This window comes from Flavobacterium ginsengiterrae, assembly GCF_039539785.1.
Classification (GTDB): Bacteria; Bacteroidota; Bacteroidia; order Flavobacteriales; family Flavobacteriaceae; genus Flavobacterium; species Flavobacterium ginsengiterrae.
This window is the reverse complement of the sequence record NZ_BAABDU010000003.1, coordinates 301,124-322,122: the sequence shown is the minus strand read 5'-3', so window position 1 is coordinate 322,122 and position 20,999 is coordinate 301,124. Positions and strand designations below refer to the sequence as shown.

General features: G+C 33.5%; 20 protein-coding genes. 16 read left to right on the top strand and 4 right to left on the bottom strand.

The features are described 5' to 3' along the window. Positions 1-47 precede the first annotated feature (47 nt). Positions 48-2,450, top strand: coding sequence for a glycoside hydrolase family 95 protein (locus ABD859_RS04295; RefSeq protein WP_345140728.1), 2,403 nt, complete (start codon positions 48-50; stop codon positions 2,448-2,450). Between the two features lie 287 nt (positions 2,451-2,737). Here the strand turns inward: ABD859_RS04295 and ABD859_RS04290 are convergent, their stop codons facing one another. Further along, positions 2,738-3,283, bottom strand: coding sequence for a CvpA family protein (locus tag ABD859_RS04290; RefSeq protein ID WP_345140725.1), 546 nt, complete (start codon positions 3,281-3,283; stop codon positions 2,738-2,740). 51 nt (positions 3,284-3,334) lie between these two features. Between ABD859_RS04290 and ABD859_RS04285 the strand changes: the two genes are divergently transcribed. From ABD859_RS04285 to ABD859_RS04255, 7 genes are all read left to right on the top strand, one after another. Then, on the top strand, positions 3,335-4,120 hold the full coding sequence (locus ABD859_RS04285; protein ID WP_345140723.1) for a hypothetical protein: 786 nt from the start codon (positions 3,335-3,337) through the stop codon (positions 4,118-4,120). A gap of 183 nt (positions 4,121-4,303) precedes the next feature. Continuing rightward, the gene (locus ABD859_RS04280; RefSeq protein ID WP_345140721.1) at positions 4,304-4,660 is read left to right on the top strand and encodes a hypothetical protein; all 357 of its coding nucleotides are present in this window, start codon (positions 4,304-4,306) and stop codon (positions 4,658-4,660) included. Between the two features lie 128 nt (positions 4,661-4,788). Beyond that, positions 4,789-5,298, top strand: a complete 510-nt coding sequence (locus tag ABD859_RS04275; RefSeq protein ID WP_345140719.1) for a hypothetical protein — start codon at positions 4,789-4,791, stop codon at positions 5,296-5,298. 189 nt (positions 5,299-5,487) lie between these two features. Next, positions 5,488-6,507, top strand: coding sequence for a phenylalanine--tRNA ligase subunit alpha (locus tag ABD859_RS04270; protein ID WP_345140716.1), 1,020 nt, complete (start codon positions 5,488-5,490; stop codon positions 6,505-6,507). A 123-nt stretch (positions 6,508-6,630) separates the two neighbouring features. After that, positions 6,631-7,038 carry a hypothetical protein gene (locus ABD859_RS04265; protein ID WP_179004119.1) on the top strand — a complete coding sequence of 136 codons (408 nt, stop codon included), beginning with the start codon at positions 6,631-6,633 and terminating at the stop codon, positions 7,036-7,038. 134 nt (positions 7,039-7,172) lie between these two features. Beyond that, the gene (locus tag ABD859_RS04260; RefSeq protein ID WP_345140710.1) at positions 7,173-7,949 is read left to right on the top strand and encodes an isocitrate lyase/PEP mutase family protein; all 777 of its coding nucleotides are present in this window, start codon (positions 7,173-7,175) and stop codon (positions 7,947-7,949) included. A 7-nt stretch (positions 7,950-7,956) separates the two neighbouring features. After that, a complete protein-coding gene (locus ABD859_RS04255; protein WP_345140707.1) occupies positions 7,957-9,000 on the top strand; it encodes a bifunctional transcriptional activator/DNA repair enzyme AdaA in 1,044 nt (347 codons plus the stop codon). Between the two features lie 143 nt (positions 9,001-9,143). On the opposite strand, the gene ABD859_RS04250 is transcribed toward ABD859_RS04255, so the two are convergent. Continuing rightward, positions 9,144-10,139, bottom strand: a complete 996-nt coding sequence (locus ABD859_RS04250; protein ID WP_345140704.1) for an NAD(P)H-dependent glycerol-3-phosphate dehydrogenase — start codon at positions 10,137-10,139, stop codon at positions 9,144-9,146. A gap of 252 nt (positions 10,140-10,391) precedes the next feature. On the opposite strand from ABD859_RS04250, the gene ABD859_RS04245 reads away from it, so the two are divergent. Continuing rightward, positions 10,392-12,812 carry a toxin-antitoxin system YwqK family antitoxin gene (locus tag ABD859_RS04245; protein ID WP_345140701.1) on the top strand — a complete coding sequence of 807 codons (2,421 nt, stop codon included), beginning with the start codon at positions 10,392-10,394 and terminating at the stop codon, positions 12,810-12,812. 273 nt (positions 12,813-13,085) lie between these two features. Here the strand turns inward: ABD859_RS04245 and ABD859_RS04240 are convergent, their stop codons facing one another. Together ABD859_RS04240 and ABD859_RS04235 are read right to left on the bottom strand one after the other, a co-directional pair. Then, on the bottom strand, positions 13,086-14,243 hold the full coding sequence (locus tag ABD859_RS04240; protein WP_345140698.1) for an iron-containing alcohol dehydrogenase: 1,158 nt from the start codon (positions 14,241-14,243) through the stop codon (positions 13,086-13,088). 107 nt (positions 14,244-14,350) lie between these two features. After that, a complete protein-coding gene (locus ABD859_RS04235) occupies positions 14,351-15,112 on the bottom strand; it encodes a type 1 glutamine amidotransferase domain-containing protein (RefSeq protein ID WP_345140695.1) in 762 nt (253 codons plus the stop codon). An 87-nt stretch (positions 15,113-15,199) separates the two neighbouring features. Here ABD859_RS04235 and ABD859_RS04230 point away from each other — a divergent pair, with 87 nt between their 5' ends. The 7 genes from ABD859_RS04230 (at position 15,200) to ybiA (ending at position 20,993) form a co-directional block, all read left to right on the top strand. After that, positions 15,200-16,105 (top strand): LysR family transcriptional regulator, encoded by a 906-nt coding sequence (locus ABD859_RS04230; RefSeq protein WP_345140692.1) that lies wholly within the window; start codon positions 15,200-15,202, stop codon positions 16,103-16,105. A 131-nt stretch (positions 16,106-16,236) separates the two neighbouring features. Continuing rightward, on the top strand, positions 16,237-16,929 hold the full coding sequence (locus tag ABD859_RS04225; RefSeq protein WP_345140689.1) for an NUDIX hydrolase: 693 nt from the start codon (positions 16,237-16,239) through the stop codon (positions 16,927-16,929). A 74-nt stretch (positions 16,930-17,003) separates the two neighbouring features. Then, entirely contained in the window at positions 17,004-17,837 is an 834-nt protein-coding gene (gene prs / locus ABD859_RS04220) for a ribose-phosphate diphosphokinase (RefSeq protein ID WP_345140686.1), read from the top strand. A gap of 119 nt (positions 17,838-17,956) precedes the next feature. Beyond that, positions 17,957-18,340, top strand: a complete 384-nt coding sequence (locus ABD859_RS04215; protein ID WP_345140683.1) for a hypothetical protein — start codon at positions 17,957-17,959, stop codon at positions 18,338-18,340. Positions 18,341-18,342: 2 nt separating this feature from the next. Continuing rightward, a complete protein-coding gene (locus ABD859_RS04210; protein ID WP_345140682.1) occupies positions 18,343-19,212 on the top strand; it encodes a hypothetical protein in 870 nt (289 codons plus the stop codon). Positions 19,213-19,370: 158 nt separating this feature from the next. Further along, entirely contained in the window at positions 19,371-20,456 is a 1,086-nt protein-coding gene (locus ABD859_RS04205) for an adenylosuccinate synthetase (RefSeq protein ID WP_345140680.1), read from the top strand. Positions 20,457-20,465: 9 nt separating this feature from the next. Then, complete coding sequence (gene ybiA, locus ABD859_RS04200; RefSeq protein WP_345140678.1) at positions 20,466-20,993, top strand: riboflavin biosynthesis intermediates N-glycosidase; 528 nt, start codon at positions 20,466-20,468, stop codon at positions 20,991-20,993. Positions 20,994-20,999 lie beyond the last annotated feature (6 nt).

Genomic DNA, 20,999 nt, shown 5'->3' with positions numbered 1-20,999 from the left:
TACATGTTCCATCGGAACATATGGTCAGTAAATTAAAAATATACCCCATGAATCCAAAAATCATAAAAAAAACATTTTATATTTTACTTCTAACAACTTTCTACGGAAAAGCACAATCCACTCAAAAATTGTGGTACAAACAACCCGCAGAATTTTTTGAAGAAAGCTTGGTTTCAGGAAATGGAAAAATGGGAGCGACAGTTTTTGGAGGCGTAAACTCAGAGAAAATTTATTTGAACGACATTACACTTTGGTCGGGCGAACCTGTAAATGCCAATATGAATCCGGAAGCATACAAAAACATTCCAGCAATTCGTGAAGCATTGCAAAACGAAAACTACAAACTAGCCGAAGAATTAAATAAAAAACTTCAGGGAAAAAATTCCGAATCCTACGCACCTTTGGCAACCTTAGAAATCAGCAATGCCGAAAAAGGGAAAGCGACGAATTATCATAGAGAATTGGATATTTCGAACGCTGTAACCAAAGTGAGTTACGAATTAGACGGTGTAAAATTTACCCGTGAATATTTTGTTTCGGCACCCGATCAAATTATGGCGATCAAATTTACAAGCAGTCAAAAAGGCGCTTTAAATTTTGATGTTAATTTAAAAAGTCTCTTAAAATCAAATCTTGAAATCCGAAATAATACCATGATGATGACGGGCAACGCGCCTATTCATGAAAATGCGGGTTATACTGTACAACCTAAATACCTTCAAATTCCAGAAAGAGGAACAAGATTTACGACTTTACTTCAAGTCAAAAATACCGAAGGGAAAGTAAGCAATAACAGTTCAACATTAACGGTAAAAAATGCATCAGAAGTTATAATTTATATTTCGGTTGCTACGAGTTTTAATGGTTTCGACAAAAATCCAGCGACAGAAGGTTTGGATGATGTAACAATAGCTTGGCAAAACCTGAATAATGCGATTGCAAAAACCTTTAATAAATTAGAAGAAAGACATATTGCCGATTATCAGAAATTCTATAATCGTGTCAATTTAAACCTTGGGAAAACAACCGCTCCAGATTTAGCAACAGACGAACGTTTACTACGTTATGCTGATGGAAAAGAAGATAAAAATCTCGAAATTCTATATTTCAATTACGGAAGATATTTATTAATAAGTTCATCTAGAACCTTGGGTGTTCCAGCTAATTTACAAGGATTATGGAATCCACATTTGAGTCCGCCTTGGAGCAGTAATTATACGATGAATATCAATCTGGAAGAAAATTACTGGCTGGCAGAAAACACCAATCTTTCAGAAATGCACGAATCGCTTTTGAGTTTTATCAAAAATCTTTCGGTAACCGGAAAAGTAACAGCCAAAACATTTTATGGCGTAAACGAAGGCTGGGCGGCAGCGCACAATTCAGACATTTGGGCGATGACCAATCCTGTTGGACAATTCGGAAAAGAAGATCCAATGTGGGCGTGCTGGCCAATGGCAGGCGCGTGGTTAAGCACACATATTTGGGAACATTATATTTTTACCCAAGACAAAGATTATCTAAAGAAAGAAGGATATTCTTTAATGAAAGGCGCAGCGCAATTCTGCCTGAACTGGCTCGTAACCGATAAAAACGGAAATTTGATTACATCACCTTCGACTTCGCCAGAAAATCAATATAAACTTTCAGACGGATTTGTCGGGGCAACTTTATACGGAGGAACTTCCGATTTAGCCATGATCCGCGAATGTTTTGATAAAACAATAAAAGCTTCGCAAATTCTAAATACTGATGTCGCTTTTAGAGCAAAATTAGAAACGGCATTAGCCAAACTGCATCCGTATCAAATTGGAAAAAAAGGAAATCTGCAGGAATGGTATTTTGACTGGGATGATAATGACCCGAAACATCGTCATCAATCGCAGTTGTTTGGACTTTTCCCTGGAAATCATATTACGCCGGCTAAAACTCCAGATTTAGCGGAAGCATCAAAGAAAACTTTAGAAATAAAAGGGGACGAAACCACAGGATGGTCAAAAGGCTGGAGAATCAATCTTTGGGCAAGACTTTGGGATGGAAACCGCGCTTATAAAATGTTCCGCGAATTACTGCGTTACGTAGATCCTGACGGAAAGAAAACAGAAAAGCCAAGACGTGGAGGAGGAACGTATCCGAATTTATTTGACGCACATCCGCCGTTTCAAATTGATGGTAATTTTGGAGGAGCTGCTGCTGTTGCAGAAATGCTTGTTCAATCAGATGAAAACGAAATCAGATTGTTGCCTGCTTTGCCAGACGCTTGGGAAGAAGGCTTTGTAAAAGGACTTTGCGCTCGCGGCGGATTCGAAATTGAAATGAATTGGAGCAATAAAAATCTTCAAAAACTGATTGTTTCTTCTAAAAAAGGAGGAAAAACAACGTTGATTTTTGGAGATAAAAAACAGGAAATTGTTTTGAAGAAAGGAGAGAATAAAGAGATTGTTTTTTAAGTTTCGGAGAAGCTCAATATTTGTAGAAAAAAAATATTTGTAATAAAAAAAGAAATCAAATACGCAATTGGGGAAGCCCCAGAGGAGCAAAATATTTGTAGCAAATAATAACCCGCCAAGAAAGAAGAGCTCCAGCGGAGCGACATATAAATTGATTCACAATCTAAATATGTCGCTCCACTGGAGCTTTTTTGTAATATCAATATTTTTTTTCTATAAATATTTAGCTTCTCCGAAGCTTCTGTGTTTGCGAAAATTAATTTTATTAATATTTCACCCTTTGAGATTTATTCTTTCTCTGGATTTTCTTTTTCCTCAGGTTTTTGTAAATGCTCCTCTTTAAAACTTTCGTACCATTTTTCAATTGAAGGATATACAAAAGAGGCTACTTTTTTCACTGGATTATAGAAAACATAACTGTCTAAAGTTTCTTTTTTTGCAAAAGTATTGTTGAAGTTTATTTTTTCGAACAAAGCAATAAAAATGCTCAAGATCAAAATGGTTTTTAAAATCCTGAAAAATCCGCCACCCAATTTATTCAGCCATCCCAACATGGCAAAATCGGCAATTCCGGTTAAGATTTTGGCTAGGAAATAAACACCGATTACTACAAGAATAAAAGTCAGGATAAAAGCGGTGATTTGAATATTGGTCGGATTCCACGAAACATGTTTTGAAATCATTCCCGTCATTAAAGATGAAAATTTAATGGCAAGATAAATTCCTAAAAGCAACGAAATAAAAGAAGCAACTTCTACAAAAAGTCCGTTTTTGATACCTTTATATAAACTATAACATAAAAGTACGGAAACGATAATATCAAAAAAACTCATGGTAAGGCTGTGAAAAGAATTATATTTTTATTTTTGCGAAAAAACATCAAAATGCGAAAAAACCTTTTAATCAATATTTTGACTGTTATATTGTTTGCTTCATGCTCAAACGACAACGAGGACAAAGATAATACAGTTGATCCAAAATCAATTCTGATAAAAAAAATAACTGAAACCATTTATTTTTCGAACGATTCTGAAACTCAAACATTAAATTTTTCATACGAAAATGATGTTTTAAAAAGCGTTACTTCGGGGAAAAATAGATCTGAGTTTTTATATAACGGTGATAAAATCAATAAGGTAAATTATTTTAAAAATGATATTGCAAATGGTTCTACAACATTTTATTACGATGGAGATCTTTTAGAATATACTTTATCAGGAACAAACCAAGATGAAAGAACTGAGTATTGGTACAAAAATGGGATTCTTACTTTGGAAAAATCAGGTTACTTAACGGGTGGAAATTTTGTAGTTCAAGAACAATCAATATATTCTTTTGATCTGAATAAAAATGCGGAACAAATTACAAAGAGAACATCTTTATTTGGCCCTGAAACAATTTCTAAAAACAAATATTTTTATGACAATAAAAACAACCCGATGAAATTTATGAATAAATATTATCGACTTGTTTTTGAGACAGAAGGTTTTGACGGAATATCTAATAATAATGCTACATCAAGAGAGTATTATTATCCTGTTACAACTGAAACTCCTGTTTATTATAATTTTGAAATAACTTATAATGCAGATGATTTTCCAATAGAAATAAAACGAATAGCAAAGGAAAATAATTTTGTGATTTCAAAAACAGTTATTGAATATCAATAAGCAAGCAGACTTCCTGCAATATTATTTTAAAATCCTATATTTTTTATTTTTGGTATGATTGAAATTTGAACTGCGTATCTTTGCCAATTCATATTTTAGAGTTCAGATTGCAGTTTCGATGTTTTTCGAAATGTTTGTATTACTTCGCAATCTAAAATCTACAATCAAAAATCATAAATTAAAATGTCCAGAGATACACAATTAAAAGAGCGATGGGAAAAGCTCGTTGATATACTTTCTAATCAATTTTCGCAAGGCGAAGATCTAGATTTAGATGCCATAATTTACCTAATCGGAGTTCAGGAATACGGAAAAGTTCATCGTGAATACAAGAAAGACGAGAAACTGAATCTTATGCATATCGCAATCTGCCGATTGTTAGAACCATACGGATTTTATGAATTTGAATATTTTGATGATGAAGGCTGGCCTCATTATAAAGTAAAAGAGCAGCTGCCACCGTTAAAAGCAGGTGAACAATCGGTTTTAATGAAAGAAGCGATTGTAAATTATTTTTTAGAAAGAAAATTGATTGAGTAGTAGTGTTCAGTGTGCGGTTTTTTAGAGGTCAGTAGTTTAGTACTAAACACTATAACTGTAAACCTAGCACTGTTCTGACCACTAAAAAACTGACCACTGATAACTAGAAAGAAATGTGTCGATACGCAATGACATCCTATAAACCTCATTATGCCTGTTTTAAATGTCATAAAACATTTAAAAGAAGACTTTTTAAGGATATTAAAAAAGGAGAATCAGGATTTGAAGCCAAATGCCCGCAATGTGCAGAATTAATGGCAGACATGGGACTTGATTTTGAATCGCCTAAAAAAGACGATTTAAAAAAGTGGGAACACATTAAAAGTCTATATTCTGTTGGAATTACTTTTCATTCCTGTGGTTGCAGCGGACCAGGTTACATTCCGAATTCGAAAGAAAAACTGATTGAATATTTTGAAGACATAAAAGAGACTTATTTTAAAAATCTCGATTTTTGGAGAAACAGAATAGAGCCTTCGACGAAAAAAGAGAAAGAAAAGGATTCCAATAAAAACTGGTTTGAATTAAGCAGAGTATCTTCAAATTATAAAAAAGAAGTTGTTAAAAATCAGGAAGGAATCGATTATTGGCTTGAAAGAGTTAGAAATATTGAAGCCAAAATAAGTCAGGTGAAATAATTTTAAACAGTATTTTTTTGAGTCAAAAAGAACTCGGCGTTGTCGACTTTCTTTTTTAATAGAAACAGTTTTTTTAATTCTTTAAAACTCAAATTAGCTGTAACTCTTTATAATAAAGGAAACTTTAAACTTTAGACATTAAACTTGAAACAAATTACTTAAATTTGTAATCTCAATTATTGAAGGAAAATGATAGATAAGATAAAACAACATATAGAGGAAGCCAAAGCCTTTAATGATAAAAACAAAGAATCTTTAGAACAATTCCGTATTAAATATTTAGGTAGTAAAGGTTTATTAAAAGAACTTTTTAATGAGTTTAAAAATATTCCGAACGACCAGAAAAAAGATTTTGGACAAGTAATCAATACTTTAAAAGCTGTTGCTGAAGAAAAAGTAAGAGCAATTCAGGAAGAACTTGAAAGCAAAGAAGAGACAAAAGGTGTTTTTGGAGATTTAACACGTGCGGCAGAACCAGTACTTATTGGTTCACGTCATCCTATTTCTATAGTTAAAAATCAAATCATCGATATTTTTGCGAATATTGGATTCAACGTTTCTGAAGGTCCGGAAATCGAAGACGACTGGCATAACTTTACGGCATTAAACTTACCGGAATATCACCCGGCGCGTGATATGCAGGATACGTTTTTCATTCAGACAAACCCAGATGTTTTATTGCGTACGCATACATCATCTGTTCAGGTGCGTTATATGGAAAATCATAAACCGCCAATTCGTACAATTTCTCCGGGACGTGTTTTCCGTAATGAAGCAATTTCATCTCGTTCGCATTGTATTTTCCATCAAGTGGAAGGATTATACATTGACAAAGATGTTTCTTTTGCCGATTTGAAACAAACGTTACTTTATTTCACCAAAGAAATGTTTGGAAAATCTAAGATTCGTCTTCGTCCGTCGTATTTTCCATTTACAGAACCAAGTGCCGAAATTGATATTTATTGGGGACTAAAAACAGAAACCGATTACCGTATTACAAAAGGAACGGGCTGGTTAGAAATTGGAGGCTGCGGAATGGTAGATCCAAACGTTTTGAAAAACTGCGATATTAATCCAGACGAATACAACGGATTTGCTTTTGGAATGGGAGTAGAGCGTATTGCGATGCTTTTGTACCAAATTGGTGACATTAGAATGTTCTACGAAAATGATGTTCGTTTCTTAGAGCAATTCAAAGCTAATATATAATTTTAGTCCCGAAGCCTCGGGATAGATTTTAGATTTTAGATTATTCTGAGTCTTGAATCATTTATAATAACAAACCTTTGTTGAAGTTCAGGCTTTGACAAAGGTTTTTAAAATTTAATAAAAATGAAAAAAGATATAATTATTCCAGAAGTCGAAAACGTATTTCTTGCCGCAGTGCAGGAATGGAGCGACGATTTTATGGAAAAAGTGTGGTACGCTTACTTGGTAAACGACAGTGACTTTAATTTAGACAGCGTAATGGTTGTTTCAAAAGCTTTTGGAACTATTGACGGCGAAATGAAGAAAACGTCTATTTTACGTCATGCTTTTGTTGAGGTTCCGTCTGTTTCTGTTGTAAAAATAGAATTGGTAGAGAAAAGCCTTTTAGTATTAAACAATGAATTTATGGTGACTTTCTTTATTGGAAATACTTTGTACGATAAGAAATTCATTTTTAAAGCTAATTCGCTTGACGAAAATAAAACGGAAGAAGTGCCGATTTTGTTTGTTGAAGGAATAATGGTGAAATAAACAAATCACAGAAAAATATCAGAAATCACGACTTATTTAGGTCGTGATTTTTTTTATAAAAAAATAGTTGTCAATTTTTCGGTTGCAGAAGATTTGGTCTCAAAAGTACTTTTGTAAAAACGAAACGAATAAATATGACAACAAAAATTGAAGAATTTAGAAATCTGCATCACAATGAAATGCCTTTAATATTAGGAAATGTTTGGAATGTGCAAAGTGCTTTACAATATGAAAAATTAGGTTTTAAAGCCCTTGGAACTTCAAGCGCTGCAATTGCCTCAGATTTAGGATATGAAGATGGAGAAAATATGCCTTTCGAAGATTATTTTTTTATGATTAAAAGAATAAAATCGGCTGTAAAAATTCCGTTAAGTGTAGATATAGAAGCGGGTTATGGAAAGAATGTGGAAGATATAACGGCTAATATTGTACGATTACATGAAATTGGAGTTGTTGGAATTAATATTGAAGATTCGGTTGTTGTTAATTCAAAAAGAGAAATAACAGAAACAGAATTTTTTACTTCAAGATTAAAAGCAATCGTAGAAAGTTTGAAAAAGAAAAACATCAATATGTTTATAAATGTGCGTTCTGATGTATTTCTTTTAGGATTGCCAAATGCTGTAGAAGAAACTAAACACAGATTAAAACAATATCAAACAACGGGTATTGACGGCATTTTTTTTCCATGTATTTCAAATGAAGCTGATATAGAAGAAATCTGTAAAGCAACAGAACTTCCTGTAAATGTTATGTGCATGCCTAATCTTCCTAACTTTGAAAAACTAAACGAATTAGGAGTAAAGCGTATTAGTATGGGGAATTTTGTGCATAGTTTTCTAAACAAAGAATTGGAAGAAATCATGTTGAGCGTAATTGAAAAGAAGAGTTTTTTTCCCATTTTTGAATAAATAATTTATGGAACTTACAGACGATATAATGTATCAGGCAGCAGTCAATAAAGACACTTCTTTTGAAGGTGTTTTTTTTACTGCGGTTAAAACAACGGGTATATTCTGCAGACCAACTTGTACAGCAAGAAAACCGAAAAGAGAAAATGTCGAATTTTTTACGAGTTCAAAAGAAGCGATTTTAAAAGGATATCGACCTTGTAAAGTTTGTTTTCCATTAGAAAAATATAACGAAACACCCGATTTTATAAAAGAAATCCTGAGAGAGCTTTCAGAAAATCCATCATTGAAATTTAAAGATTCGGATTTAATTCGACGCGGCATTGAACCCAGTAAAATGAGACGCTGGTTTTTAAAAAATCACAACATCACATTTCAGGCTTACCAAAGAATGTTCCGTATTAACAGTGCTTTCAAAAAGATAAAAGAAGGCGAAAGCATCACTGCAACAGCTTTTGATACTGGATATGAATCTTTGAGCGGTTTTAATGATTCTTTTAAATCGGTATTTGGTGTTTCTCCCAAAAACAGCAAAGCGCAAAATATAATTGATCTTAAAAGAATAGAAACGCCGCTTGGAACCATGTATGTCTGTGGTGTAAAAGAAGGAATCTGCCTGCTTGAATTTACAGACAGAAAAATGCTCGAAACCGAATTCAAATCATTAGCCAAAACATTAAATGCTGTAATTATGCAGGGCGATAATGTACATTTTGAAATTCTGGAAGAACAGTTAAAAGAATATTTTGAAGGCAGAAGAAAAGTTTTTACAGTGCCGATTTTCTCTCCCGGATCTGATTTTCAAAATGAAGTTTGGACGGCATTACAAAAAATCCCTTATGGCGATGTACGATCCTATAAACAACAATCGATAAATATTAATAAACCAGAAGCAATAAGAGCTGTTGCGAATGCAAATGGCGCAAATAGAATTTCGATACTTATTCCGTGCCATCGTGTGATAGGGTTAAATGGCGAACTAACTGGATATGGAGAAGGTTTGTGGCGAAAAAAATGGCTTTTGGAAATGGAGAAAAAGAATAATGTTTAGAGAGTTAGCGAAAGAAGCAGGAAGAAAGAAATAGCGTTTAGAAAATAGAATAAAGAGAAAGAGCCAAGGCTGAAATTCAGTTTGGCTCTTTTTTATGTGTAGCAAAAGTCTATTTTCTTGCTTCTTTCTTCTATTTTAAAAATCTAATCCAAAGATTCCGTTAGTTTTCTAAAAACCGATTTTGCATCTTTTCCTTCATATAAAACAGCATAAACGGCATCAATAATTGGCGTTTTAGCTCCGTAACCCTGATTTAATTTATAGGCACTTTTTGTAGCATAATAACCTTCGGCAACCATACTCATTTCCATCATGGCACTTTTTACGGTATAACCTTTACCAATCATGTTTCCGAACATTCTATTTCTCGAGAAAACAGAATATCCTGTAACCAATAAATCGCCCAAATAAGCCGAATCATTAATGTTACGTTTCATTTTATGCACTTTGCGAATGAATTTCTTCATTTCGCGAATGGCATTACTCATTAAAACCGACTGAAAGTTATCACCGTAACCCAAACCGTGAGCAATTCCGGCAGCGATAGAATATATGTTTTTAAGCATTGCCGCATATTCTGTACCAATAATATCGTCTGAAATTTTTGCTTTGATGTAATTTCCAGAAAGAGATTTTGCTACAATACAAGCTTTTTCAGGATCTCCACATGCAATCGTTAAATAAGAAAGTCTTTCTAATGCGACTTCTTCGGCATGGCAAGGTCCGGTAATTACACCAATGTTATAATATGGAATATCGTATTGAATGTGAAAATGCTCACCAACAATTAAACTTGTCTCCGGAACAATACCTTTAATTGCCGAAAAAATAATTTTATCAGATAATGAAACCGTCATGTTTTTCAATTCGGAATCAAGAAAAGCAGAAGGAATAGCAAAAATAATATAGTCTGCATATTCAATTGCCTCGTTTATATTACTGGTTAATTTAAGTTTGCTGGTATCAAATTCAACTGAACTTAAATAATTAGGATTGTGCTTGTATTTTTGAAGATGTTCGATTGCAGACTCATTACGCATATACCACGCAATTTCTGAAAGATTAACGCATAACATTTTTGCAATTGCCGTTGCCCAGCTTCCTCCTCCAATTACTGCAAATTTTAACTTTTCGCTCATTATTTTATTAATTTAAAACAAAAGTACTTAATAATGTGCTAATAAAGCAAAATCTGATTTAAGAAATTTGCCAAAGTATGTGCAGAGGGTTTTCTTTTAAATTAAAAGAGCTCAATCTCATAATATATTTTTAGCTTTAGAAACTAAAATTATTCAAAAAACAGTATTTTTGAGAAATTTCGCTCAATTATGAAACATAAATTTTTGATCATTTTTGTTGTTTTCGCAACCACATTTTCTTACTCACAAAAAATGGAACCACTTTATTTCGACGCCAATTGGAAAACTACAACTAAAGATAATGCTTCATTTTACAGAATCATGCCTTCTAAAACGGTTGGCAGTTTGGTTTTAATTGAAGATTTCTATATAAACAAAACACCTCAATTTCAGGGATACTCTCCTCAAAACAGCGAGTCTGATTATGTGGGAGATGTTATTTGGTTTGATGAAAATGGTTTTGATTCTTCTTCCTATCAGTTTTATAATTTTTCGACTGTTTCTGATTTGGTTTATTATTATCCAAGCGGTAAAAAGTTTAGAACCATTCAGTACAAAAACGGAAGAAAACACGGTGAAACCATCATTTACCATGAAGATGGATCTGTATTAATGAAAGGAAAATATGAATATGGAAAACCTGTAAACGGTGATTTTGAAGAAGTAGTAAACTGGGATGATTACAGAATGAACCGTTCAGACAGTGACGCAGGAAAAGAAGAACCTATTAAAACAACCGAAGGCATCATTATGCGCGATGAAAACAATTCGGCAAAAAAAAGACAAATAATTAAGAAAAAGATATTTTGGATTAACTCAAAGCAGCTGGCTCAGGAAATTTGGTATGACATAATAAATGATTATACCGAGCCTTTTAAGCAAATTAATTATGATAAATCCGGAAAGATTTTACAAACAATAAATGAAAAAGATTTTGTGCAATACGGCCGTGAAATTTCAAATGGTATTTTGTACGACTATTATTTTCAGAACAAATTTGCAGTGGCACTTAAATCTAAAACAAGTTATAAAGAAGGGCAAAAGAGTGGCGAAGCTGTTCAATATTTTCCAAATGGAAAAGTTCTCAAAACAGAAAAATATTTGGATGGAGAATTAAAAGGCGATCAAATAGAATATAATGCAGACGGAACTGTAAAAGCAAAACGAGTATATCAAAATGGGCAGCCTTTTGAAGGTAATTTTGATGAAAAATTTGCCAGCGATTTAGTCATCAATCAAAACTATATTAAAGGGATTAAACAAGGTGAAGTTATCGTAAAAGACGAATCGGGAAGTAGTGTGGCAAAAGGAATTTATAAAGATGGAAAACCTTTTAACGGATCGTTTGTTATTAAAAATGAAAATGAGCAGAACGAATTAATAAATGTTACTTCTTACAAGAAAAACGGCGTGCAGAAAATCTTTAATTATTATCTGGACGATCCTGTAAAAACGTATACTTGCAAAGATGATATCAAAAATGGAGAAACTGTTTTTTATGATAATCGTGAAATTATTGGTAAAATAGATTATAAAAATGATGTACCATATGAAGGAGAATTAGTTGAAAAACAAAAAAGTACGATTTATAAAAAAGGAAATATTACAGAAGAAATCTATTATAGAAGCGAATACGATAAAAAAAATGAAAACAACATTCAAAAAAGAATATACTTTGAGAACGGAAAAAGGACTAAAATCATCAATCAGTCTTTTTTAATTACTTCAGACAGACAAGATTCTTATACCGGAATTTATAAAAATGATAAACCGTTTTCAGGTTATTTTGCAACAGATTTTAACGAATTTAACCATGTTGATTATTATGAAAATGGAATTATCAAATTTCAATATTCCAATAATTATTTAGAAAATCTCGAAAAGTATCAATATCCAAATTACAATATAAAATCGACGTATAAAGACGGAAAAATTATTGACGGTCCGGAATACATAAAATTAGAAAAACAATTTGTTACTAAAAACTGGAAAGATGGCGTTCTGCAAAGTTTTGATTTTGATTTGTTTGCGATGCATTATTTTAATCGTTTTCATTTCGAACTAAAAAACAATGTTATTGAAGTAACAGTAATGAATAGCAAAAAAACTGCTCAAATTATAATAGAAAAGCAAGGCAGTAAAAACAGCAGTAAACTCATTATTGGAAAAAACACTATAATAAAATCTTCATTAGAAATTGAAAATGTAGTGCCAAATACAGCTGGTAATGTTTTGTATTATGAATCAGATAATACTGTGAAAGCACAAATTATAAGCGTTGAAGAAGAAAATAGAAATTCTGAAAATGAACACAGTCAGGAATTGGAAATCATCAAAAATTTATTTATTTCAAGTATTAATGAAGATGAAAGCATTGAAAAGAATTTCAATAAAATAGCCGTAACTTTTTCTGAAGACAAAAAACTAGAAAGTTTACTAAGCCGAAATGAAGAAACAGAAATAGTAAGTGCTTTATGGTTTAGGAAGGATAAAAAACCGGATACTGGAATCGCGATACTCAAAAGCGGAGGCAATTTTTATGACTTAAAATCATTTCTTGATGGAAAAGCTTTAGGTGAAAAAGCAAATGTGGATTTTAAAAATATTAGAAAAGAGATTGAAATCCTGCAGAAAACACTCGAAAAGAAAATGAATGAAAGTTTCAATAAATAATAACTTTTACGCCCAATTTTTTAAATCAAAAAAATATTTTCAAATTCAAACAATAAAACACAAAACAATACGTTGTAAGTCTTTATAAATTAGAATTTTAATGAATTTATCAAGATTTGAGTTAGTTAGTTTTGTTTTAGTATTTTAAAAAGGCGTTCCTAAATATTTTAAGAACGCCTTTTTTTAGTTTGCAGTGTTCAGGTTTTTAGTGTTCAGTTTAAAATATTAGATAAAACCTTTCACTGAACACTAAAAATCTGAACACTTATTATACTAATAAGAAAGCTCCACAATAGATCTTACTTTATCTAAAGTTACCAATTGTTTTTCGCCAAGACCTTTCCAGTTTCTTTCTTCGAAACGGTTTACGATAAAATCTGCTGTTTTCGAGTAATCCTCTGTGTATTGCGAAAGTTTAGTATCCATTCCCATTGTATGGAAAAACTCAACCGTTTTATTGATTGCTTCTTTCGCTACTTCTTCGTCAGAACCTGTTAAGGTGAAAATTCTTCTTCCGTATTGCGCCAGTTTTTCTTTTTTAGTTTCGAACATTACCGTATATAAACTTGGACCGATAATCGCTAAAGTTCTTGCATGATCAATTTCATATAATGCCGTCAATTCGTGACCAATCATATGCGTTGCCCAATCACTTGGAACACCTTTTTGAATTAATCCGTTTAAAGCCATTGTACAGCTCCACATAAAGTTAGAAGCCAACGTATAATCGGTTGGGTTTTTTACGATTCCAGGACCGACTTCAATTAAAGTCTGAAGAACACCTTCGGCAATTCTATCCTGAAGAAAAGCATCTGTAGGATACGTTAAATACTGTTCCATAACGTGAGTGAAAGCATCTACAACACCGTTTTCAATTTGTCTTTTTGGTAAAGACGCAATAACCGTTGGGTCGCAGATCGAGAATTGAGGAAACAATGCGCTTCCGCCAGAAGATAATTTTTCCTGAGTGGCTTCAATCGTAACCACATATCCAGAATTCATTTCGCTTCCCGTTGCCGGAAGAGTTAAAACAGTTCCAAAAGGCATTGCGTTTTCTTTAATCAAGATTCTTTTTTGAAGAATATCAATTGGATTTCCTTCAAAATTAACAGCTGCCGAAATAAATTTCACACCATCAATAACAGATCCTCCGCCGACAGCCAGAATAAAATCGATTTTTTCTGCTTTGATGACGTCAACAGCTTTCATTAAAGTTTCAAATCTCGGATTTGGTTCGATGCCGCCAAACTCCACAATTTCAAAACCTTTTAGCGCCGAAATTACCTGATCGTAAATTCCGTTTTTAAAGATACTTCCCCCGCCGTAAGCCAAAAGTACTTTAGCATCTTTAGGAACTAAAGTAGAAAGTTTTTCAATTTGTCCTTTTCCGAAGATTAAATTCGTCGGATTGTATAATTCAAAGTTGAGCATGATTTTTTTATTTTTTAGGTACAGAGGGACAAAGTTACAGAGGTTCAAAGCTTTTTACCTTTGTCACTTTGCACCTTTGTCACTTTGTCCCTTTGTCCCTATATTAATTAATTCAATTTTTTCAATAATTTTCCTGCGACTAATTTAGATGAAGCTGGATTTTGACCAGTTATTAAAAGTCCGTCTTCTACGGCGTAAGGCGCCCAGTTTGGTCCTTTAGAGAAAACGCCGCCGTTTGATGCTAAAGCGTCTTCTAATAAAAACGGAACCACTTTAGTTAAACCAACTGCTTCTTCTTCGTCATTAGTAAAACCAGTTATTTTTTTGCCTTTTACTAAATATTCGCCGTTTACTTTTACGTTTTTCAAAACAGCTGGAGCGTGACAAACAAAAGCGACAGGTTTATTGTGCGTGTAAAAAGATTCGATTAAAGCAATTGAATTTTGATCCTGAACTAAATCCCAAAGCGGACCGTGGCCTCCTGGATAAAAAACTGCATCATAATCTTTTTGATTTACTGTTGAAAGTTTTAAAGTGTGTTTTAATTTTTCCTGTAAAACTTTATCAGCGTCAAAACGTTTGGTGTCTTCTGTTGCCGATGCTGGATCGGCACTTTTTGGATCAATTGGCGGTTGTCCTCCCAGCGGAGACGCAATTGTAATTTCAACGCCCTGATCTAATAATTCATAATAAGGTGCAGCAAATTCTTCTGACCAGAATCCGGTTTTTTCTCCTGTGTTGCCCAGTTTATCATTGCTGGTTACGACAAATAATACTTTTTTCATACCTTTTTTATTTGATTTTTGAGCCAAAGCTGATGTGCTTACAGCTGTAAATGCAATTATTGAGAGTAATGCTATTTTCTTCATAAGATTTAAAATTTTTAACAAATTTACGTCTTATGTGATATCAGTAAAAATAAAATAAACTATGTTTGTTATAAACTAATTTATATCATGGTAAATCTCGAATGGTACAGGACCTTTAAGGCAGTATATAAAAATGGAAATTTTTCGGTTGCTGCAAAAGAGCTGTTTATGAGTCAGCCTGCCGTTAGTCAGCAGATTTCAATGCTCGAAGCTCACGTTGGAAACAAATTATTCAATAGAAAATCAAAAGGCGTTGAACCAACCGAATACGCTAAGTTACTGAATAATTTGATAATAGATGCGCTTGATCGTCTTGAAAGTGTCGAAACAGGTTTTCGCGCAAAAGCAGAAGATGCCAACCGATTAATTTCGGTCGGAATCTCTAAACATCTTTTTGACTGCGTTGGAAATCTCCTAATTTCAAAATTTGATTTAATCGATTTTACTTTCGCAGAAAACGACGAACTTTTTGCTTTGGTCGATGCTAAAAAATTAGATTTCGCTATCACCACAAAAAGATTTGATACGTTTGATACCACTTATGAAATTGTCGGTAAAATTAAACTCATAATGGTGGCTCCAACAAGTTTGGATATAACCGATTTCCGTTCAAAATTAAAAGCAGATAATTATACCGAAATAGAAAAATGGCTTAACGAACAAAAATGGTACAGCCATGATGCGAGAATTCCACATATAAAATTATTCTGGCTGCATGCTTTTAATAAAAAACGACCATCGATGGTTCCGAATTATATTATTCCGTCAGAATCTGAAATGCTTAGACTTTTAGCGAAAAATGAAGGTGTTGCAGTAACGTGGAATTGTAACGCGAGAAATTACATTAAAGAAAATAAACTGCAGTTAGTATGGAACAGTTTTCACGTTCCAGAAGAATTTGTGTATTTGTTATCCCCAAAAAATAATAATGTCAAATCAATTTTTGATGTTATTGAAAAAGAACTCAAATTGTTTTTTGGAAATAGATTGTAAATGTTTTTAGCCACAACCCGAGCGATAGCGAACGGGCGAAGCAATTCACGAATTAAATTTTTAGATATTCTAAAGATAAAATATTGGAAATTAGTGATTTAGTGGCGACCTCCTTTTTAAATAGTATGATTATGGAAAATCTACAAAATATTAGACTTGCTGTTGATGCCATTGTTTTTGGATATCAAAATAGTCAATTGTATGTGCTTTTGATTCAGCAGAAATTTGGTTCGGAGAATTCGTATTGGGCATTGCCGGGCGGATTGGTAAAAAATGATGAACCATTGAAAGATGCTGTAAAACGAGAGTTGAAAGAAGAAACCAATGTCGATGTTGATTATTTCGAACAATTATTCACATTTGGCGATGATGTAAATAGAGATCCAAGAAACCGCGTTGTTTCTGTTGCGTATTTTGCTTTGGTCGATCCTTCAAAATTAGAAATCAAAGCCGATTCAGATGCCGATAAAGTGCAATGGTTCAAAATTAAAGAAGTTCCGAAACTGGCTTTTGATCATAATAGCATTCTTAAAAAAGCAGAAGAACGCTTAAAAGCGAAACTCACTTATGAGCCGATTGGTTTCGATCTGCTTCCAAAAGAATTCCTTTTTTCGGAACTCGAAAACCTTTATTGTACCATTTTAGAAAAAGAAATCGAACGCCGAAACTTTAGAAAAAAAATCCTCAGTTTCGGAATTGTCGAAGAAACAGAAAATTATTCGCCAATAAAAACCGGCCGTCCGGCAAAATTATTTCGATTTAACAAATTGAAATATAATGAATTAGCTAAAGAAGGCTTTCACTTTGAAATAAAGTTTGCGTAATTTTTACACAAAATAAATTGTTTATTAAAAATTAAATTCTACATTTGCGTATAATTAACGCAAACCTAAAAACTATGATACTAAATCTCGACCCAAAATTCGCTCCTTTTCAAAATCAGGAAGAAATCAAATTTCAAAGTTTTACTTTCTCTGGAGGAGAGCCACACATTAAAATCGCACCAGATTTTGATCCAAACAGAAAAGTAACTATTACACATAGATTGAATTCATTCAATGATTTAGGATTATTATGTGTTACGGTTGATGCGCTTCGCAGAATGGATGTAAAAATTATCGAATTGTTTATTCCGTATTTTCCGGCCGCAAGACAAGATCGTGTTATGATTCCAGGTGAACCGCTGTCTGTAAAAGTGTATGCCGATATTATCAACGCCATGCAGTTGAATAAAGTTTATGTTTTTGATGCGCATTCAGAAGTAACTCCAGCGCTTTTAAATAACAGTACAGTAATTCCGAACTACACTTTTATTAAAGAAGTTATAAATAGAATTGGCAGTGATGTAAAATTGATTTCTCCAGACGGAGGCGCTTTAAAGAAAATCTACAAAGTATCTGAGTTTTTAGGTGGTGTTGAGGTTGTAGAATGCAGTAAAAGCCGTGATGTAAAAACGGGAAAACTATCTGGTTTTAAAGTTTACAATGATGATTTAGAAGGAATGGATTGTTTAATTGTAGACGATATCTGTGACGGAGGAGGGACCTTCGTAGGATTAGCCGAAGAACTAAAAAAGAAAAATGCCGGAAAATTATACTTAGCAGTAAGCCACGGAATTTTCAATAAAGGTTTTGAAGTTTTAAACTGCTTCGACGGAATTTTCACAACCAACTCTTTTAAAGATTTTGAAGGAGAAAACGCTCAGGTAATTGGATTAAATACTTTAGTTTAAAAAGTTTCAAGTTTCAGGTTTCAAGTTGTTGGAATCTAAAAAAATAAAAGCTATTAACGGTTTCAGGTTTATCCCGAAGCTTCGGGACCAAGTTTCACGTTCCAAAGAGAACCTGAAACTTGAAACAAAGAGAACCTGAAACAACCTTAAAAACAACCAAAAAAGTTATGAGTGATGATTTAAAACCAAGATTTATTGAATCTTTAAAAAGAAACAATGATCAGATTAGAGAAGACAGAGCCAAAGTAATTGGCGAAGATTCTGAATTAATTTACAGAAGAAGAGTCGAAGATATCGAATTAAAAATCAAAAGACTCGAAAGAGAACAAGAAGGATTGATTGATATTAGTCCGCTGGATAAAAACAGTTTGACATTTGTTGATTTTCAGCCGGAAGCTTTTGTTCAGAAAGACATGGAACTTTCACTGACAATTAGAAATTTAAACATCCAGTTTGAAGTAACAAAAAAGAGATTTGAATATTTATTTGGAAAAACATTTTAGTCATGGGAGGAACAAGATATGATTTCGGTGCTCGCGAAAGCAGAGCAAAAAAAGTAGGTTATGCTAGTAAATCAGCTGGCGAAATTTTTACACAAAATGCATTAAGAGTGGCTCACGAATCAATGAATCCGAACGGAGTGATTGTGAGAGAAGCTAGAGATTCTGAAGTGCATCCCAATACAGTTCCAATCATTTTAGGTTTGGACGTTACAGGAAGTATGGGACATATTCCGCATGAATTGATCAAAGAAGGATTACCAAAATTAATGGGTGGCATCATTCAAGGCGGTGTTCCAGATCCGGCACTTTTGTTCTTAGGAATCGGCGATCACGAATGTGACAGATATCCGCTTCAAGTTGGACAGTTTGAATCTGGTGACGAAGAATTAGATATGTGGTTAACGAGAACGTATATCGAAGGCGGAGGCGGAGGAAACGCTGGCGAAAGTTATCTTTTAGCGTGGTATTTCGCAGCCTTTCATACCAAAACCGATGCATTCGAAAAAAGAGGCCAAGAAGGATTGTTGTTTACCGTTGGTGACGAACCAGGTTTAAAAACGCTTCCGGCTTCTGCGATCAAAGAAATTATGGGTCAGGGACAACAAACCTATACACATCTTGAATTATTAGCAGAAGCACAAAAAAGATACGATGTATATCATATTAGTGTTTTACATTCAGGTCAAGCCATCAATGCCGATGTAGAATGGAAAGAATTGTTAGGTCAAAACTGTTTGTCAATTGAAGATCACAGAGAAATTCCAAACGTAATTAAGAAGATTATCTGCGATAAACACAAAAGTTCTGGATTAGGAACCATACCAGTTTTTGATTCAAAAGATACAGGTTTAGATAATATACAAATGCTTTAAAAACTTTGCGACTTCGCGTCTTTGCGAGATCGATACATAAGTTTTTTTCAGCGAAAGAAAATTTGCTCGCAAAGACGCGAAGTCGCAAAGATTATTAAAATAAAAACTTAAAAAAACTTTGCGCCTTCGTGCCTTTGCGGCATTAAAAAAACAACAAAATGAAAACAGCGAAAATAGTTATAGGTTTAGGATTTGGTGATGAAGGAAAAGGCATAACAACAGATTTTCTGGCAAAACAAAACCCTGAATCTATAGTTATTCGCTTTTCGGGAGGACAACAGGCGGCGCACACGGTTATGATCGGCGATAGAAAACACGTGCATTCGAGTTTTGCAAGCGGAGCGCTTCGTGGTCTTCCATCTTATTACAGCGAGCACTGTACGATTCATCCGCTTTTTTTATTCAATGAAAGAGAAGAATTAAAAGAGAAAAACGCTAATCTGGATTTGTACATTCATCCTTTAGCAAAAGTCACAACCCCTTTTGATGTTTGGCACAACAGAGGAAATGTTAGAAATATCGAAAACGGAACCTGCGGAAAAGGTATCGGTTCAACGATGAAAAGAAACGAAGGTCCGTATAAATTATTTGCCATCGATTTGATTGCACCACGCGAAATGCTTTTAGAAAAACTAAATCAAATCGCATACTATTATGGTTTTTTAAATGAAAGTGAAATCGATGATGAAGTGGAGCAGTATCTAAATGCAATTGATGAATTGAAATGGAATATCGTAGATTATACTTTCCTGAATAATTATGAAAATCTAATTTTTGAAGGAAGCCAAGGCATTCTATTAGACATGGATCACGGTGTTTTTCCGAATGTGACGTATGCGAATACAACATCAAAAAATGCGATTGAGATTTGTAATAAACTAAAAATCGAAGATGTAGAAATATATTACGCAACCAGAAGTTACACAACACGGCATGGACACGGCTGGATGCCAAATGAAGGAGAAATAAAATTAAAAAATAATGAAGAAGAAACTTGTGTTTTCAATGAGTACCAAAAACATTTACGTTTTGGAGCTCTCGATTATAATTTGTTGAATTACGCTCTAAAACTCGATGCAGCTTACAGCCCAATGGCAAAACGAAATTTGGTTGTAACCTGTATGGATCAGCTGGAAGAGCAGCATTATGAATTCGAAAGTCTCACAACAGAGTTTAAAGAAATCTACGGATCATTTTCACCCGATTCAAAAGATTTCAAAAACATAACTTCTTTATATCAATAAATCGAAAAAATGAAATACAATATAGAAAACATAGCTCCAGAAAGTAAGTTTTTATTTTTCTGGGGACATCAGCCAACTCAAGACGGAAGTATATCTAAAACCTGTTTCAGCCAGTGGTGGTTAAGTTCTTTTGAAGTAGATAACGTGACTTACAAAACAGCCGAACATTGGATGATGGCGAAGAAAGCTGAACTGTTTAACGATCAGGAAATTTTAGCTAAAATCATAGCATGTAATTCTCCGGCTGAAGCTAAAAAACTAGGTAGAAAAGTTAGAAATTACGATGATAAAATCTGGTTAGAAAACCGATTTGAAATTGTAAAACAAGGAAACTATCATAAATTCAGTAAGAACAAAGATTTGGCGGCATTTTTAATTAATACAAATGACCGAGTTATTGTAGAAGCAAGTCCCGTTGATCCAATTTGGGGAATAGGAATGGCAGGTGATCACAAAGATGCTTTGAATCCTGAAAAATGGAAAGGCTTAAATTTGTTAGGTTTTGCTTTGATGGAAGTTAGGGATGAATTGAAATGATTTAAA

Coding starts and splice junctions, on each gene's coding strand:
- ABD859_RS04295 (WP_345140728.1), top strand. CDS start 48: ATGAATCCAAAAATCATAAAAAAAACATTTTATATTTTACTTCTAACA.
- ABD859_RS04290 (WP_345140725.1), bottom strand. CDS start 3,283: ATGAGTTTTTTTGATATTATCGTTTCCGTACTTTTATGTTATAGTTTA.
- ABD859_RS04285 (WP_345140723.1), top strand. CDS start 3,335: ATGCGAAAAAACCTTTTAATCAATATTTTGACTGTTATATTGTTTGCT.
- ABD859_RS04280 (WP_345140721.1), top strand. CDS start 4,304: ATGTCCAGAGATACACAATTAAAAGAGCGATGGGAAAAGCTCGTTGAT.
- ABD859_RS04275 (WP_345140719.1), top strand. CDS start 4,789: ATGACATCCTATAAACCTCATTATGCCTGTTTTAAATGTCATAAAACA.
- ABD859_RS04270 (WP_345140716.1), top strand. CDS start 5,488: ATGATAGATAAGATAAAACAACATATAGAGGAAGCCAAAGCCTTTAAT.
- ABD859_RS04265 (WP_179004119.1), top strand. CDS start 6,631: ATGAAAAAAGATATAATTATTCCAGAAGTCGAAAACGTATTTCTTGCC.
- ABD859_RS04260 (WP_345140710.1), top strand. CDS start 7,173: ATGACAACAAAAATTGAAGAATTTAGAAATCTGCATCACAATGAAATG.
- ABD859_RS04255 (WP_345140707.1), top strand. CDS start 7,957: ATGGAACTTACAGACGATATAATGTATCAGGCAGCAGTCAATAAAGAC.
- ABD859_RS04250 (WP_345140704.1), bottom strand. CDS start 10,139: ATGAGCGAAAAGTTAAAATTTGCAGTAATTGGAGGAGGAAGCTGGGCA.
- ABD859_RS04245 (WP_345140701.1), top strand. CDS start 10,392: ATGGAACCACTTTATTTCGACGCCAATTGGAAAACTACAACTAAAGAT.
- ABD859_RS04240 (WP_345140698.1), bottom strand. CDS start 14,243: ATGCTCAACTTTGAATTATACAATCCGACGAATTTAATCTTCGGAAAA.
- ABD859_RS04235 (WP_345140695.1), bottom strand. CDS start 15,112: ATGAAGAAAATAGCATTACTCTCAATAATTGCATTTACAGCTGTAAGC.
- ABD859_RS04230 (WP_345140692.1), top strand. CDS start 15,200: ATGGTAAATCTCGAATGGTACAGGACCTTTAAGGCAGTATATAAAAAT.
- ABD859_RS04225 (WP_345140689.1), top strand. CDS start 16,237: ATGGAAAATCTACAAAATATTAGACTTGCTGTTGATGCCATTGTTTTT.
- prs (WP_345140686.1), top strand. CDS start 17,004: ATGATACTAAATCTCGACCCAAAATTCGCTCCTTTTCAAAATCAGGAA.
- ABD859_RS04210 (WP_345140682.1), top strand. CDS start 18,343: ATGGGAGGAACAAGATATGATTTCGGTGCTCGCGAAAGCAGAGCAAAA.
- ABD859_RS04205 (WP_345140680.1), top strand. CDS start 19,371: ATGAAAACAGCGAAAATAGTTATAGGTTTAGGATTTGGTGATGAAGGA.
- ybiA (WP_345140678.1), top strand. CDS start 20,466: ATGAAATACAATATAGAAAACATAGCTCCAGAAAGTAAGTTTTTATTT.